Source organism: Streptomyces sp. NPDC044064, assembly GCF_056434245.1.
In genome coordinates this window covers 545,458-560,568 of sequence record NZ_JBWKFN010000001.1, presented here as the reverse complement: position 1 = coordinate 560,568, position 15,111 = coordinate 545,458, and the positions used below count along the sequence as shown (strand labels likewise).

General features: G+C 71.4%; 13 protein-coding genes. 10 read left to right on the top strand and 3 right to left on the bottom strand.

Annotated features, from left to right (window positions below; genetic code table 11):
• Positions 1–7 precede the first annotated feature (7 nt).
• Positions 8–709, bottom strand: coding sequence for a FadR/GntR family transcriptional regulator (locus tag AC07DS_RS02530; RefSeq protein ID WP_479141944.1), 702 nt, complete (start codon positions 707–709; stop codon positions 8–10).
• A 164-nt stretch (positions 710–873) separates the two neighbouring features.
• On the opposite strand from AC07DS_RS02530, the gene AC07DS_RS02525 reads away from it, so the two are divergent.
• From AC07DS_RS02525 to AC07DS_RS02490, 8 genes are read left to right on the top strand one after another with little or no spacing between them, the layout of a single operon-like run.
• Entirely contained in the window at positions 874–1,947 is a 1,074-nt protein-coding gene (locus AC07DS_RS02525; RefSeq protein ID WP_479141942.1) for a sugar ABC transporter substrate-binding protein, read from the top strand.
• On the top strand, positions 1,944–3,524 hold the full coding sequence (locus AC07DS_RS02520) for a sugar ABC transporter ATP-binding protein (RefSeq protein ID WP_479141940.1): 1,581 nt from the start codon (positions 1,944–1,946) through the stop codon (positions 3,522–3,524). The genes AC07DS_RS02525 and AC07DS_RS02520 overlap by 4 nt, the downstream gene beginning before the upstream one ends.
• Positions 3,525–3,571: 47 nt before the next feature.
• Positions 3,572–4,597 carry an ABC transporter permease gene (locus AC07DS_RS02515; RefSeq protein WP_479141938.1) on the top strand — a complete coding sequence of 342 codons (1,026 nt, stop codon included), beginning with the start codon at positions 3,572–3,574 and terminating at the stop codon, positions 4,595–4,597.
• A 37-nt stretch (positions 4,598–4,634) separates the two neighbouring features.
• A complete protein-coding gene (locus AC07DS_RS02510; RefSeq protein WP_479141936.1) occupies positions 4,635–5,975 on the top strand; it encodes an L-fuconate dehydratase in 1,341 nt (446 codons plus the stop codon).
• Positions 5,972–6,727 (top strand): SDR family NAD(P)-dependent oxidoreductase, encoded by a 756-nt coding sequence (locus AC07DS_RS02505; protein ID WP_479141934.1) that lies wholly within the window; start codon positions 5,972–5,974, stop codon positions 6,725–6,727. Before AC07DS_RS02510 ends, AC07DS_RS02505 begins: the two co-directional genes overlap by 4 nt.
• On the top strand, positions 6,724–7,692 hold the full coding sequence (locus AC07DS_RS02500) for an aldo/keto reductase (RefSeq protein ID WP_479141931.1): 969 nt from the start codon (positions 6,724–6,726) through the stop codon (positions 7,690–7,692). Before AC07DS_RS02505 ends, AC07DS_RS02500 begins: the two co-directional genes overlap by 4 nt.
• Positions 7,689–8,003 carry an L-rhamnose mutarotase gene (locus AC07DS_RS02495; RefSeq protein ID WP_479141929.1) on the top strand — a complete coding sequence of 105 codons (315 nt, stop codon included), beginning with the start codon at positions 7,689–7,691 and terminating at the stop codon, positions 8,001–8,003. Before AC07DS_RS02500 ends, AC07DS_RS02495 begins: the two co-directional genes overlap by 4 nt.
• The gene (locus AC07DS_RS02490; RefSeq protein ID WP_479141927.1) at positions 8,000–8,839 is read left to right on the top strand and encodes an amidohydrolase family protein; all 840 of its coding nucleotides are present in this window, start codon (positions 8,000–8,002) and stop codon (positions 8,837–8,839) included. Before AC07DS_RS02495 ends, AC07DS_RS02490 begins: the two co-directional genes overlap by 4 nt.
• Here the strand turns inward: AC07DS_RS02490 and AC07DS_RS02485 are convergent.
• Positions 8,827–10,248: a lipase maturation factor family protein gene (locus AC07DS_RS02485; RefSeq protein ID WP_479141925.1), complete on the bottom strand. Its 1,422-nt coding sequence runs from the start codon at positions 10,246–10,248 to the stop codon at positions 8,827–8,829. The genes AC07DS_RS02490 and AC07DS_RS02485 overlap by 13 nt on opposite strands.
• 151 nt (positions 10,249–10,399) lie before the next feature.
• Between AC07DS_RS02485 and AC07DS_RS02480 the strand changes: the two genes are divergently transcribed.
• Entirely contained in the window at positions 10,400–12,487 is a 2,088-nt protein-coding gene (locus AC07DS_RS02480; RefSeq protein WP_479141923.1) for a SpoIIE family protein phosphatase, read from the top strand.
• Positions 12,488–12,518: 31 nt separating this feature from the next.
• On the top strand, positions 12,519–13,382 hold the full coding sequence (locus tag AC07DS_RS02475; protein ID WP_479141921.1) for an Fpg/Nei family DNA glycosylase: 864 nt from the start codon (positions 12,519–12,521) through the stop codon (positions 13,380–13,382).
• Positions 13,383–13,391: 9 nt separating this feature from the next.
• Here the strand turns inward: AC07DS_RS02475 and AC07DS_RS02470 are convergent, their stop codons facing one another.
• Entirely contained in the window at positions 13,392–15,110 is a 1,719-nt protein-coding gene (locus AC07DS_RS02470) for a caspase family protein (protein WP_479141919.1), read from the bottom strand.
• Between the last annotated feature and the right edge of the window lies 1 nt (position 15,111).

Sequence of the window (15,111 nt, the reverse complement as noted above, 5' to 3'; positions counted from 1 at the left end):
GACCCGGTCACCTACTGATCTGCGTCCGCAACCACTCCTCCACCTCACCCACATGCGCGGCCGCGGCCGCTCGCGCCGCCTCCGGGTCGCGGGCGGCCAGGGCGCGGTGGATGGCGGCGTGTTCGCGACGGGTCCGGGTGAAGGCGCCCTCCTCCTGGTAGCCGCGCCAGACGCGGGCGCGGAAGGTGCGGGAGGACAGGCCCTCCAGGATGGCGGCCATCGTGTCGTTGCCCGCGGCGGCCGCGATCTCGCGGTGGAAGGCCAGGTCGTGGGCGAGGATCTCCTCGGGGTCGTCGGTGGCGTTCATCGCCGCCAGGTGTCTCTCCACCTCGGCGAGCCGGTCGTCGGTGATGCGGGCCGCGGCGAGTGCGGTCGCCGTGGATTCGAGGATGCGGCGCACCTCCAGGAGTTCCACCAGCCGTGGGCCCCGGGACAGGTCCGCGACCACGCCGAAGGTCTCCAGCAGGTCGCCGGCCTCCAGTGCGGTGACGTAGATGCCGGAGCCGTGCCGGGCCTCCAGGACGCCCATGACCGTCAGCGCGCGGATCGCCTCGCGCATCGAGCTGCGGGAGATGCCCAGCCGGGTCGCCAGGTCGCGTTCGGTGGGCAGTCGCTCGCCCGGCTCCAGGCGGCCCTCGGCGATCATCGCCTTGAGCTGCTCGATGGCGCGCTCGGTCACCGTGCCCTTCGGTGGGGCTTCCTCGTCCACGCCGCTCCTCCCGTCGCTGGGTGCGTCGCAGTCTAGCCAGGACAGTGGTCCGACCACTACGCACCGGAGAGCGGAAAATATGGCGCCGGAGGGTGTTCTGGCGCCCAAGTGGTCTGATAAGTATCCAGGCATCTGCTCGACCACCCTCGACGAGGAGCCGCGAGATGCCCGTCAGAACAGCGCGGAAGCAGAACAGGTCACGTATCACCGGCGTGGCGGCCCTGGCCGCCTGCGCCTCGCTGCTGCTCACCGCGTGCGGCAGCACCAAGGACACCGGCGCGTCCGGCGCGGGAGGCGGAGGCGGCTCCGGCCGGGTCGGGGTGATCCTGCCCCTGCTGACCTCGCCGTTCTGGCAGTCGTACAACGACTACGTGCCCAAGATGGCGAAGTCCGAGGGCGTCGACGCGCTGAAGACGGTCAACTCCAACAGCGATCCTTCACAGCAGATCACCGACATCAACAACGAGCTGAACCAGGGTGTGAAGGGGCTGGTGGTCGCGCCCCTGGACAGTGCCGCCATCCAGGCCGGGCTCGACCAGGCCGAACGCAAGGGCGTGCCGGTCGTCGCCGTGGACGTCGCGCCCGACAAGGGCAAGGTCGCCATGGTCGTACGCGCCGACAACGTCGCCTACGGCGAGAAGGCATGCGACTACCTCGGACAGCACGTCACCAGCGGCAAGGTCGTGCAGATCATGGGCGACCTCGCCTCGGTCAACGGCCGCGACCGCTCCGAGGCCTTCCGGGCCTGCGTGAAGAAGAAGTACCCGAAGCTGAAGGTGCTGGAGATCCCCGCCAAGTGGGAGTCCGACACCGCGGCCGCCAAGCTGGACACGCTCCTCAATGCCAACCCCGACATCAAGGGCATCTACCTGCAGGCCGGTGGCGTGTACCTCGCGCCGACCCTGCAGACCCTGAAGGCGAAGAACATGCTGAAGACGGCCGGCCGGACGGGCCACATCGTCATCGTCTCCAACGACGGCATCCCGCAGGAGTTCGACGCCATCCGCCAGGGCCGGATCGACGCCACCGTCTCCCAGCCCGCCGACGCCTACGCCCGGTACGGCATGTACTACATCAAGGCGGCGATGGCGGGGAAGACGTTCGAGCCCGGTCCCACCGACCACGGCTCGACCATCGTGAAGCTGCCCAGCGGCATCCTCGAGGACCAGCTGCCCGCGCCCCTGGTCACCAAGGAGAACGTCGACGACCCCAAGCTCTGGGGCAACACGGTCAAATGAGCGTGCCTCTCGTCGAAGCCGCGGACATCGTCAAGCGGTACGGTCCCACGGTCGCCCTCGCCGACGGCCGGCTCACCGTCCACCCCGGTGAGTCCCACGCCCTCGTCGGCCGCAACGGCGCGGGCAAGTCCACGCTCGTCAACGTCCTCACCGGACTCCAGGCCCCGGACGAGGGCACCGTACGTTTCGACGGCGAGCCCGCACCCGCGCTCGCCGACCGGGACGCCTGGCGCCGCAAGGTCGCCTGCGTGTACCAGAAGCCCACGCTCGTGCCGCAACTGACAGTCGCCGAAAACCTCTTCATGGCGGAGATCCACGCCGCCAAGCCGACCGGGCTGAGCTCCAGGGGCGGCCGGGGGTCCGGGGGCTGTCCCCCGGATGGACACAGCGTCAACCGGCAGCCGCTCCGGCGGGGCTTCATCAGCTGGCGCCGGCTCAGGTGTGCGGCCGCCGACCTGCTCGCCACCTGGGACGTCCACGTCGACCCCGAGGCCCGCACCGCCGACCTCAGGGTCGAGGACCGTCAAATGGTGGAGATCGCCCGGGCGTTGAGCTTCGGCGCGCGGTTCATCGTCCTGGACGAGCCGACCGCCCAGCTCGACAACCGGGAGATCGAGCGGCTGTTCAGCCGGATGCGCGCCCTGCAGGACTCCGGGGTCACCTTCCTTTTCATCTCGCACCATCTCCAGGAGGTGTACGAGGTCTGCCAGACGGTGACCGTCCTGCGCGACGCCCGCTGGATCACCACCGCCCCCGTCGCCGAACTGCCGCGCGCGGCACTGGTGGAGGCCATGGCCGGGGAGGCCGTCGCCGAACGGGCGGCGACCGTGCGGGACGCGGTGGCCGACGACGCGGCGGTCGTCCTGGAAGCGCACGGGCTGACGTCGGAGTCGTACCAGGACATCGACCTCACCGTCCGGCACGGCGAGGTCGTCGGACTCGCCGGCTCCAGCGGCAGCGGGAAAACCGAGCTGGCCGAGTCCCTCGCCGGACTGCACACCCCGACCGGCGGCACGGCCCGGCTCGACGGCAGGCGACTCCCGTTCGGCGACGTCCGGGCCGCGCTCGGGGCCGGTGTCGGCTGCGTACCCCGGGACCGGCACGAACAGGGACTCGTGACCGGGATGAGCGTCGGCGACAACGCCACCCTGAGCGTCCTCGGCCGCCTGGGCCGCCACGGCTTCGTCGGCACCCGGCACAGACGCGCTGTCGCCACCGACCTGATCGAACGCCTCGACATCCACGCCGAGGGCCCCGACCAGCCCGTCTCCGACCTCTCCGGCGGCAACGCCCAGAAGGTCGTCATGGCCCGCGCCCTGGCCTCCGACCCGCGGCTGCTCGTCCTGATCAACCCGACCGCGGGTGTCGACGTGAAGTCCAAGGAGTCCCTGCTGGCCCGGATGGACAGTGCCCGCGAGGACGGCACCGCCGTGCTCGTCGTCTCCGACGAGCTCGACGACCTGCGCCGCTGCGACCGTGTCCTCGTCCTCTTCCACGGCCGGATCGTCGCCGAGCACCCGGCGGGCTGGCACGACCACGAGCTGATCGCCTCCATCGAAGGAGTGGACCATGGCTGACGGATCGACCATGGCTGACGGATCCTCCACGGCTGAAGGAGCGGACCATGGCTGACACCAAGGCCCCGCCGCTCACGCCCGTCAAGGACCACGGCTCCCGCTCGGCCAAGGCCGTCCTGCTCCGCCGCGCCCGTGAACTCGCCCTGGTACCTGCCCTGTTGCTGCTGACGGTGCTGGGCGCGTTCGTCAACGACTCCTTCCTCACCGAGCGCAACATCATCTCGATCCTCGGCGCCTCCGCGGCCCTCGCCATGGTGGTGCTCGCCGAGTCGCTCGTCCTGATCACCGGCAAGTTCGACCTGTCGCTCGAATCGGTGGTCGGCATCGCCCCCGCCGTGGGCGCCCTGCTCGTCCTGCCCTCGGCCCAGTCCGGCTGGGGCACCGAGTGGCCCACCGCGCTCGCCCTGGTCGCGGTCCTCGTCGCCGGCGCGGCTATCGGCGCCCTCAACGGCATCCTCGTGGTGAAGTTCCGGCTCAACGCCTTCATCGTCACCCTGGCGATGCTGATCATCCTGCGCGGGCTGCTGGTAGGCGCAACCAAGGGCAGGACGCTGTTCGGGATGCCCGACGCGTTCTTCACCCTCGCCACCACGACCTTCCTGCGCGTCCCGATGTCCGTGTGGCTCGCGGCGCTCGCCTTCGCGGTCACCGGGCTCCTCCTGCGCTACCACCGCGTCGGCCGCGCCCTGTACGCCATCGGCGGCAACGCGGACGCGGCCCGCGCGGCCGGTATCCGGGTCGAGCGCGTGATGCTCGGGGTGTTCGTCGTCGCCGGCGCCCTCGCCTCCGTCGGCGGCCTCCTGCAGACCGGATACGTCGGCGCGATCAGCGCCAACCAGGGCAACAACATGATCTTCACCGTGTTCGCGGCGGCCGTGATCGGCGGCATCAGCCTGGACGGCGGCAAGGGCACCATGGCCGGCGCCCTCACCGGCGTTCTCCTGCTGGGCGTCGTACAGAACCTGCTGACCCTCGCGCAGGTGCCCTCGTTCTGGATCCAGGCCATCTACGGCGGGATCATCCTCGTCGCCCTCATGATCGCCCGCGTGACGACGGGCCGGGCCCAGGACTGATCCCGCCCCGACCGTCCCCCCGACCGAAAGGACTTCAGTGTCCGAGGCCCCCGCCCGCATCACCGCGGTCGACACCCACGACATCCGTTTCCCCACCTCGCGCGAGCTGGACGGCTCCGACGCGATGAACCCGGACCCCGACTACTCGGCGGCCTACGTCGTCCTGCGCACGGACGCCGCCGACGGGCACGAGGGGCACGGGTTCACCTTCACCATCGGGCGGGGCAACGACGTCCAGGTCGCCGCGATCGACGCGCTGCGGGGACACGTGCTCGGCCGCCCGGTCGAGGAGGTCTGTGCCGACCCCGGCTCGCTCTTCCGGGACCTGATCGCCGACAGCCAGCTGCGCTGGCTCGGCCCCGAGAAGGGCGTGATGCACATGGCGATCGGGGCCGTAGTCAACGCCGTCTGGGACCTCGCCGCCCGCCGGGCCGGCAAGCCCCTGTGGCAGCTGCTCGCCGACGCCGAACCGGAGTGGCTGGTCAGTCAGATCGACTTCCGCTACATCACCGACGCGCTCACCGCCGAGGAGGCCCTCGGCCTGCTCAGACGCGGCAGCCAGGGCGCCTCCGACCGCCGGGCCCGGCTGCTGGAGCGCGGCTTTCCCGCCTACACGACCTCTCCCGGCTGGCTCGGCTACGACGACGACAAGCTCACCCGGCTCGCCGCCCAGGCCGTCGCCGACGGCTTCCGGCAGATCAAGCTCAAGGTGGGTGCCGATCTGGCGGACGACGTACGGCGCTGCCGCGTGGCCCGTGCCGTCGTCGGGCCGGACGTCCGCCTGGCCGTCGACGCCAACCAGCGCTGGAACGTGGACGAGGCGATCGCCTGGACCAAGGCGCTCGCCGAGTTCGCCCCGTACTGGATCGAGGAGCCCACCAGCCCCGACGACGTCCTCGGCCACGCGGCCATCCGCCGCGCGGTGACACCTGTCAAGGTCGCCACCGGCGAACACGTCCACAACCGCATCGTGTTCAAGCAGATGCTCCAGGCCGGCGCCCTCGACATCGTGCAGATCGACGCGGCCCGCGTCGGCGGGGTCAACGAGAACCTCGCGATCCTGCTGCTCGCCGCCAAGTTCGGCGTCCCCGTCTGCCCGCATGCCGGCGGGGTCGGCCTGTGCGAACTCGTCCAGCACCTCTCGATGTTCGACTACCTGGCGGTCTCCGGCACCACCGAGGACCGGGTCATCGAGTACGTCGACCACCTCCACGATCACTTCCTCGCCCCCGTGGTGATCCGCGACGGCCACTACACGGCCCCCACCACGCCCGGCTTCTCGGCGGCCATGCGCCCCGAGTCCATCGCGCGGTACACCTACCCCGGCGGCACCTTCTGGGCCGCCGACCCCGACACGCAGAAGGGACGGGCGGCATGAGCGACTTCGCGGGTCTCAGAGCCCTGGTCACCGGCGGTGCCTCCGGGATCGGCCGGGCCACGGCCCACCTCCTCGCCGGACGCGGCGCCCAGGTCGCCGTGCTCGACCTGGACACGTCCTCGGTGGACAAGCCCCTCCTCGCCCACCGGGCGGACGTCAGCGACGACACCTCGGTGCGTACCGCCGTCCAGCAGGCCGCCGAGGCCCTCGGCGGCCTCGACGTCCTGGTCAACAACGCCGGCATCGGAGCCCAGGGCACCGTCGAGGACAACGACGACGAGGAGTGGCGGCGCGTCTTCGACGTCAACGTCCTCGGCATGGTCCGCACCGCCCGCGCCGCGCTCCCGCACCTGCGCCGCTCCCGGCACGCGGCGATCGTCAACACCTGCTCCATCGCCGCCACCGCGGGCCTGCCGCAGCGCGCCCTCTACAGCGCCACCAAGGGCGCGGTGTACTCCCTGACCCTGGCCATGGCCGCCGACCACGTCCGCGAGGGCATCCGCGTCAACTGCGTCAACCCCGGTACCGCGGACACCCCCTGGGTCGGCCGACTGCTCGACGCGGCCCCGGACCCCGCCGCCGAGCGCGCCGCCCTGGAGGCCCGCCAGCCCACCGGACGGCTCGTCTCGGCGGCCGAGGTCGCGGGCGCCATCGCCTACTTGGCCAGCCCCCTCTCCGGCGCCACCACCGGCACCGCCCTCCCCGTCGACGGCGGTATGCAGGGCCTCAGGCTGCGCCCGGCGGCCCGGTGAACCGCCTGGGGCGCAGCCGGGTCGAGGTCACTCCGCTGGGCTTCGGCGCCGCCGGCATCGGCAACCTGTACACCCCGATGGACGACGAGCAGGCGTACGAGGCCGTACACGCCGCCTGGGAGCGGGGCATCCGCTACTTCGACACCGCGCCCCACTACGGCCTCGGCCGGTCCGAACGGCGCCTGGGCGCCGCCCTGCGGGCGTACGACCGGGCCGCCTACACGGTCTCCACGAAGGTCGGCCGCCGCCTGGAACCCGCCGACGCCACCGGAGACGACCTGGCGAACGGCTTCGCCGTCCCCGCCGACCACCGCCGCGTCTGGGACTTCGGCGCCGACGGCATCCGCCGCACCCTGGAGGCGAGCCTGGACCGGCTCGGTCTCGACCGGGTCGACGTCGTCTACCTCCACGACCCCGACGACCACGCCGAGCAGGCCTTCCGCGAGGGCTATCCCGCCCTGGAGAAACTCCGCTCGGAGGGTGTCGTGGGCGCGATCGGCGCGGGCATGAACCAGGCGGAGATGCTCACCCGGTTCGTCCGCGACACGGACGTGGACGTGGTGCTCTGCGCGGGCCGGTACACCCTGCTCGACCGGAGCGCGGCGGCCGAGCTGCTGCCCGAGGCCGCGTCGCGAGGGGTGTCGGTCGTCATCGGCGGTGCCTTCAACTCGGGCCTGCTGGCGGATCCGACCCCCGAGTCGACGTACAACTACACCCGGGCACCGCAGGAGATGCTCGACCGAGCCCTGCGCCTGAAGGCGGTCGCCGGCCGGCACGGCATCACCTTGCGTGCCGCCGCCCTGGCCTTCTGCGCCGCGCACCCGGCCGTGGCGAGCGTCCTGGCCGGAGCCCGCTCCGCAGCCGAAGCGCACGACTGCGCCGAGCAGTTCGCCGCGCCCGTGCCGTCCGCCTTCTGGCAGGAACTGCGTGACACCGGTCTGCTGCCGCCCGAGGAGCCGTCATGAGAGTCGCCCTGCACACCAAGGTCCGCACCGACCGCATCACCGACTACGAGGCGGCCCACCGCGAGGTCCCGAAGGAACTCACCGACGCCATCCGCGCCGCCGGAGCCACCTCCTGGACCATCTGGCGCAGCAACACCGATCTCTTCCACTTCCTGGAGTGCGAGGACTACGGCCGGCTCCTGGCCGCACTCGAAGAGCTGCCGGTCAACGTCGCCTGGCAGGCCCGGATGGCCGAGCTGCTCGACGTCGTGCACGACTACTCGCAGGGCGGCGCCGAAGCCGGGCTGCCCGTTGTTTGGGAGCTGCCGTGACCGTCGACGCCCACCATCACGTCTGGGACCTCTCGGTCCGTGACCAGGACTGGATCCGAGGCCCCGAACTCCAGGCGCTGCGAAGGAACTTCACCCTCGCCGACCTGGAACCGGAGGCACGGGCGGCCGGCGTGGACCGCACCGTGCTGGTCCAGACGGTCACCGTTCCCGAGGAGACCCCCGAGCTGCTGGCCCTGGCGGCCGGACACGACCTCGTCGCGGGCGTGGTCGGCTGGTCCGACCTCACCCGCCCCGACCTCGCCGACGAACTGGCCCGCCTGCGCGAACTCCCCGGCGGTTCCTGCCTGAAGGGCGTCCGCCACCAGGTGCAGGGCGAGCCCGACCCCCAGTGGCTGCTGCGGGCCGACGTACGGCGCGGCCTGGCCGCCGTGGCCGAAGCGGGCCTGGTCTACGATCTCGTGGTCCTGCCCCATCAGCTCCCGGCCTGCGCCGAGGCGGCCGCGGACCTTCCTCAACTGCTCTTCGTCCTGGACCACTTGGGAAAGCCGCCCATCGCCTCCGGGGAACGCGAGCCCTGGGCCACGGCCCTGCGCGCCCTGGCCGGCCTCCCCAACACCGTCGCCAAACTCTCCGGACTGGTCACGGAGGCCGACCCCGCTTCCTGGGCGACCGACGACCTGCGCCCGTACGCGGAGACCGCCCTGGAGGCCTTCGGCCCCGACCGGCTCATGTTCGGTTCCGACTGGCCGGTGTGCACGCTGGCCGCCACCTACACGCAAGTCCACGACATCACGGGGGAGCTGATGTCAGGTCTCGGCGCGGCCGAGCGGACCGCCCTGTACGAGGGCACCGCCGGCCGGGTCTACGACCTCTGAGCCGTCCGGGCCAGCCGCGTGGGCGGCAGCCAGTCCCGGACGTACACCCGCTCCCAGCACGCTCCTGTCTCCCGCAGCTCCTGCCAGGTGGTGTAGCGGTAGCGGAAGAGACGGGCGCGGACGAAGCGGGGCGGGGTGTCCGGCGGGAAGGGTGAGCGGCGCAGGAGCTTCAGGGTGTCGCGGTCGTTCTCCAGCAGCCGCTCCACCAGGCCGCCGAACCAGTCGCCGGCGTAGGCGGGGGACAGCGCGGCGAACCACATCAGCCAGTCCAGACGCAGATGGTAGGGCGCGAACTGGCGTGGCCAGTGCCGGGGATCGCCGGGCTTCCCCCTGAACTCGTACTCCCGCCACTCCGAGTCCTCCCGCGGCATGTCGTCCAGCGTGCCCTCGACCACCACCTCGTGGCGGATCCGGCTGACGCTGCCGAACGCGCCGTAGGTGTTCACCAGGTGCAGCGGGTCGAAGGAGCGGTTCATGACCTGGCGCCGGGAGATCATGTTCGTCACCGGGTGGTAGCTCAGGCAGACCAGCACAGCCGCGACCGCCAGCACCACGATCTCGTACCAGAGCGGTGCCGCGGGCGCGGACGGTGCCGTGGCGGGCAGCCGCAGTGCCGACAGCGCCAGCACGATGGTGATCCAGTTCAGCCAGGAGAAGTTGCCCGACAGCACCAGCCACAGCTGGGTGACGATCATCAGCGCGGCCGCGGCCGAGGCGATCGGCTGCGGGGTGAACAGCAGCACGGGCACGACCAGCTGGGTGAAGTGGTTCGCGGCGACCTCCACCCGGTGCAGCGGTTTCGGCAGGTGATGGAAGAACCAGCTCAGCGGGCCCGGCATCGGCTGCGTCTCGTGGTGGTAGTACAGGCACGTCAGCTTGCGCCAGCACGCGTCGCCCCGGAGCTTGATCAGCCCGGCGCCGAACTCGACCCGGAACAGGATCCAGCGCAGCAGGAACAGGACCACGATCGGCGGCGCGACCGCGTCGTTGCCCAGGAAGGCGGCCAGGAAACCGACCTCCAGCAGCAGCGACTCCCAGCCGAACGCGTACCACGTCTGGCCCACGTTGACGATCGACAGGTACAGCGCCCACGGCACCAGCCACAGCAGGATGCCGCTCCACAGCGGCAGCAGCGAGTCCGCACCGGCCAGCAGGGCCGCCGACACCGCGCAGCCCGCCCAGGCACACGTCGCGAAGAAGCGGTCCGAATAGTGCAGCTGGAACAGGCTCGGGGCGCGTCTGAACGGGATCCGCGCCGTGTAGCGGGGGATCGGCAGCATGCCGCGCTCGCCCAGCAGGGCCCGGAACTGCAGGGCGGCCACCAGGAACGCGACGAGGTACAGGCCGGCCAGGGCCCGCTGGAAGACCAGTCGGCTCAGCCAGTACTCGGGTGCGGTGAACCAGTACACGGTGGTGCGCTCCTGCCTCCATTGTGGCCGCCGCGACGACGGTGTCCCGGCGGTGCCCGTCACTCCAGGTACCGCGTGTGCTCGTGTGCGTAACCGCCGCAGCTGGGAGCCAGCGGTCGAAGAATCGGACAAACCCTGGCAAGGTGGCCCCATGGCTGATCGGGCAGCGAGTGCCCTGTCACTCCCGGAGGACTGGCCCGTCCACCCGGATCCGATCCTGGCGCTCAACCGTATGGGCAGCTTCGACTGGGACCTGGACACCGGTCTGTTCAGCATGGACGCCCAGGCGCACGAGATCTTCGACCTGCGCCCCGACGAGTACGACGGCCACCCCGAGCACCTGTCCGTACGGGTCCCCGCCGCGGAGGGCCACCGCCTCGACCTCCAGGTCGCCCAGGCCATCAAGGACGGCCGGGAGAACTACGGCGCGTACTTCCGCGTCCGGCGCCGCGACGGCACCCTGCGCTGGACCCACACCCAGGGCTACATACGACGCGACGACACGGGCCGCCCGCGCCGGATCATCGGGATCATCCGGGACGCCACCGACGAGCTGGGCGAACGTGTGGTCCGCCGGGACGCGGCCGGGCAGCACGCCGCGCGACGCGACCAGACAAACGTTGTCCAGATCGCCACGGCCGCCCTCGCCCACGCCCGTACCGTCCAGGACGTCATCGACGTCGTCACCGATGTCCAGGGCCTGACCCTGCTCGGCTCCACCAGCCTGGTCCTCGGCCTGGTCGAGGCCGGCCGCATCCGGCTGGTCGCCGAGGGCCCCACGGGCACCTACGTGCCCGGCACCCGCATCACCCGGATCGACGAGCCCTACCCGATGGGCGAGGCGGTGCGGACCCTCAGCCCGTGCTTCATCGAGTCGGCGGAGGAGTTCTCCGAACGTTTTCCCATCCTGTGGCCGCACATCACGGACATGCACATCACCTCCGCCGCCTATCTGCCGCTGATCGCCCAGGCCCGCCCGATCGGCGCGATGGGCCTGCTCTACAACGACCGCAGCGGCTTCTCGCCCGAAGAGCGCAACGTCCTCGTCGCCCTCGGCAGCAGCATCGCGCAGAGCCTGCAACGGGCCATGCTCTACGAGCAGGAGAAGGACCTCGCCCAGGGCCTCCAGCAGGCCATGCTGCCCCGTACCATCCCGAGCGTCCGCGGGGCCGACGTAGCCGTCCGCTACCGCGCCGCCACCGCCGGGGGCGCCCTCGGCCGGGACATCGGCGGGGACTGGTACGACCTGATCCCGCTGCCCGGCGGCCGGGTCGGCGCGGTCATCGGCGACGTACAGGGCCACGACACGCACGCGGCGGCGGTGATGGGGCAGCTGCGGATCGTGCTGCGCGCCTACGCCGCCGAGGGACACACCCCGGCCACCGTGATGGCCCGCGCCTCCGTGTTCCTGCACGAACTCGACACCGACCGCTTCGCCACCTGCCTGTACGCGGAAGCGGACCTGGCCACCGGGGTGGTCCAGGTGGTCCGTGCCGGACACATCGACCCGCTGGTCCGGCACGCCGACGGCAGCTGCCGCCGAGTCCCGGTCGAGGGCGGGCTGCCGCTCGGCCTCTCCGCCGAGTTCGGCCGGCTGGAGTACCCCGTCTCCACCCTCGAACTCGATCCCGGCCACACCCTGCTGCTGTGCACCGACGGGCTGGTCGAGCAGCCCGGCTCCGACCTCGACGACGGTCTGGACGCCCTCACGGACCTCGTCGCCAAGGGCCCGGACGAGGTACGCGATCTCGCCACCCGGCTGATCGAGGTGGCCGAGGAGCGGGGCGGCGACGACGACGTGGCCCTGCTCCTGCTACGCCGCCGCGCCCCCGAGGCCCCGCGGCCGGGCGGCCGGCTCCGGCAGCACGTGGCCCCCGGCGACCCGGAGGCTCTCAGCCAGGCCCGGCACATGATCTGTGCCGCGGTCCGCTCCTGGGGCGCCCGGGACCGGGCCGACGAGATCGAGCTGGTCGCCGACGAACTCATCACCAACGCCCTGATACACACCGAGGGCTCGGCGATCGTCACCCTGCGGGTCCTCGAGGGCAGCGGCCGCCGGCTGCGCGTCGAGGTCGAGGACTCCTCCAGCGCCCTGCCGCGCCGCCGCGACGCCGGGGAGGACGGGGTCTCCGGGCGCGGACTGCTGCTCGTCGACCGGCTCGCCGATGTCTGGGGCGTGGAGGCGCGCGGCGGCGGCAAGTGCGTGTGGTGCGAGTTCCTGGCGTGCGAGCACACCTGACCACAGGGGCCGCGGATGGCAGTCTGGACCTATGCCGGAACTCCCCGAGGTGGAAGCCCTCAAGGACTTCCTGACCGAGAACCTGGTCGGCCACGAGGTCGTACGGGTGCTGCCCGTCGCGATCAGCGTCCTGAAGACGTACGACCCTCCGCTCGGCGCGTTCGAGGGCAGCGAGGTCACCGCCGTGCACCGGCACGGGAAGTTCCTCGACATCGAGGGCGGCACCGGCCTGCACTTCGTCACCCATCTGGCCCGCGCGGGCTGGCTGCAGTGGAAGGACCGGCTGCCGGACGGCCTGCCGCGCCCCGGCAAGGGTCCCCTCGCCCTGCGTGCCGCCCTGGAGACCGGCGCGGGCTTCGACCTCACCGAGGCCGGCACCCAGAAGAAGCTCGCCGTGTACATCGTCCGTGACCCGCGGGAGGTGCCCGGCGTGGCCCGCCTCGGTCCGGACCCGCTCGCCGCCGACTTCGACGAGGACCGCTTCGCCGCTCTGCTGAAGGACGAACGGCGCCAGATCAAGGGCGCCCTGCGCGACCAGAGCCTGGTCGCCGGGGTGGGCAACGCCTACAGCGACGAGATCCTCCACGCGGCGAAGATGTCCCCGTTCAAACTCGCCGCGTCCCTGAGCGCCGAGGAGACCGAGCGGCTCTACGCGGCGCTGCGCACCACCCTCACCGAGGCGGTCGAACGCTCCCGGGGCCTCGCCGCGGGACGCCTGAAGGCGGAGAAGAAGACCGGCCTGCGCGTGCACGGCCGCACCGGCGAGCCCTGCCCGGTCTGCGGCGACACCATCCGCGAGGTCTCCTTCAGCGACTCCTCGCTCCAGTACTGCCCGACCTGCCAGACGGGGGGCAAGCCGCTGGCGGACCGGAGGATGTCGCGGCTGCTGAAGTAGCCGGCGCGTTCACAGGTATTGGGTCACGATGTTGTAGGCGATGCTCATGAGCACGGTCAGGACGAAGACCGGGATCGCGCAGCGCTTCGCCGCCAAGGTCATGGAACGCGTGGCACTCTTCGCCCCCGGGGTGTAGCGCTTGCGCCGCGCGCTGAGGTCGCGTCTGGCGAACGCACCGAGGACGAGCGCCGCCGTCGCGGTGATCAGGGCGGTGATGAGGGCGGGGATCAGTCCGTGGTGGTGGGCGGACCCCGCGAATGTGTTTTCCGTCGGTTTCGTCCTGAGGGCTTCCTCGGCGTTCACCGTCGCCACGATCGCCACGATCCAAGTGATCACCGAGGTGACGGCGAGGGCCAGGGCTGCCGCCGCCAACGCGGGGGCGAGCAGGGGTCTGGACTCGGGCCGGTGCGTGAGGCCCGGCTCCTTCCCCTCGCTGCCCCTGGGCTCGCTGTCGGGCGGCCTCTCGGGCGGTGGCGGCACCACCTCGGCCTCGACATGGACCACGGCCTCGTCGGCGACCCCCTTCAGCATGATGTCGCCGGTAAGACGTCCCTCGGTGGACGTGTCGACACCGACGGTCAGGACGTCGGCGGACTTCTCGACCCGCAGCCACTTGCCCGTGGCCTGGGCCACACACTGGCGGGCCAGGGGGATGCCCCGCAGGGTCACGGACTGCTGCGGCACGCCGGCACCTCGGGGCACCCGGCCGAAGTCCAGGCGGGCCGGGGAGGGCTCGAGGCGGGCGTCCTGCAGGGCGCCGAGCGCCTCGTCCGCGACCTGCCCGGCGTCCTCGCGGACCACGGCCTCCAGGGCCTGGCGCGCCCCTTCGGCGATGGAGAGGTTCCCGCTCCGCATCCGCACGTGCAGGTCTCGGACGGCGCCGCGGCGGGCGAATTCGTCCCTTCTCCGCAGGGCGTCCTGCACGCGAGAGGGGATGGGGGTGGGCTCGAGCACGATGGGATGGTGCCGGCTGTGGGCCACCTGCATGCGCCCCTGCATCTGGACGGTCTTGCTCGGAGTCTGGTTCGGGTTCCGGTCCTGCACATGCTCGTGGATGTAGTCGTACAGCTCGTCGAGACAGATCTCACCGTCGTGGTCGAGGTCGGCGTCTCCCGACTTGAGGCCCTCCACCACCGCGTGGGTGAACACCGACGGCAGCGCGCCGCTGCCCTCGGTGAGTTCGTCGCCCTCGAAGGCGAACTCCATCGAGTTCGATGCCGTGATGACAGCCCAGCCGCGCCCCCCGCTCGGTTTCTCTCCCGCGAAGTGGTCGAGGACGTTCATGTCATGGGACGCCTTCATGGAAGCCCCCTTGGAGAAGGCGCCTCCGTAGCAGCAGTCGAGAAACAGCGCGGTGCGGCCCGCCAGCGTGCGGGACATGCACCGGTGGACGAAATCGGCCGAAACTCCCGTTGCCTCCAGCAAACGGTGCTCGGTGTCGGCGGCGGCGAAGTACAGCTCGCCCGATTCGTTCTTGATCCCGTGGCAGGAGAAGTGCAGCACCAGGGTGTCGTTGCGGCGGCGGTCCTTGAAGAAGCCTTCGATGCGCTTGCGCATGGCCTGCCCCGAGGCGTTCCTGAGCACATCCACCTCGAAATCACCGATCTGCGGATTGCGCAGGACTCCGGAGAGGGCGTCGGCGTCGTGTCCCGGCGCTCTCAGCTGCTTGAGGCCCTGATCCTCGTACGTGTCGTTGGCGATGATCAGTGCGTGCCGGGACTCGCTCATG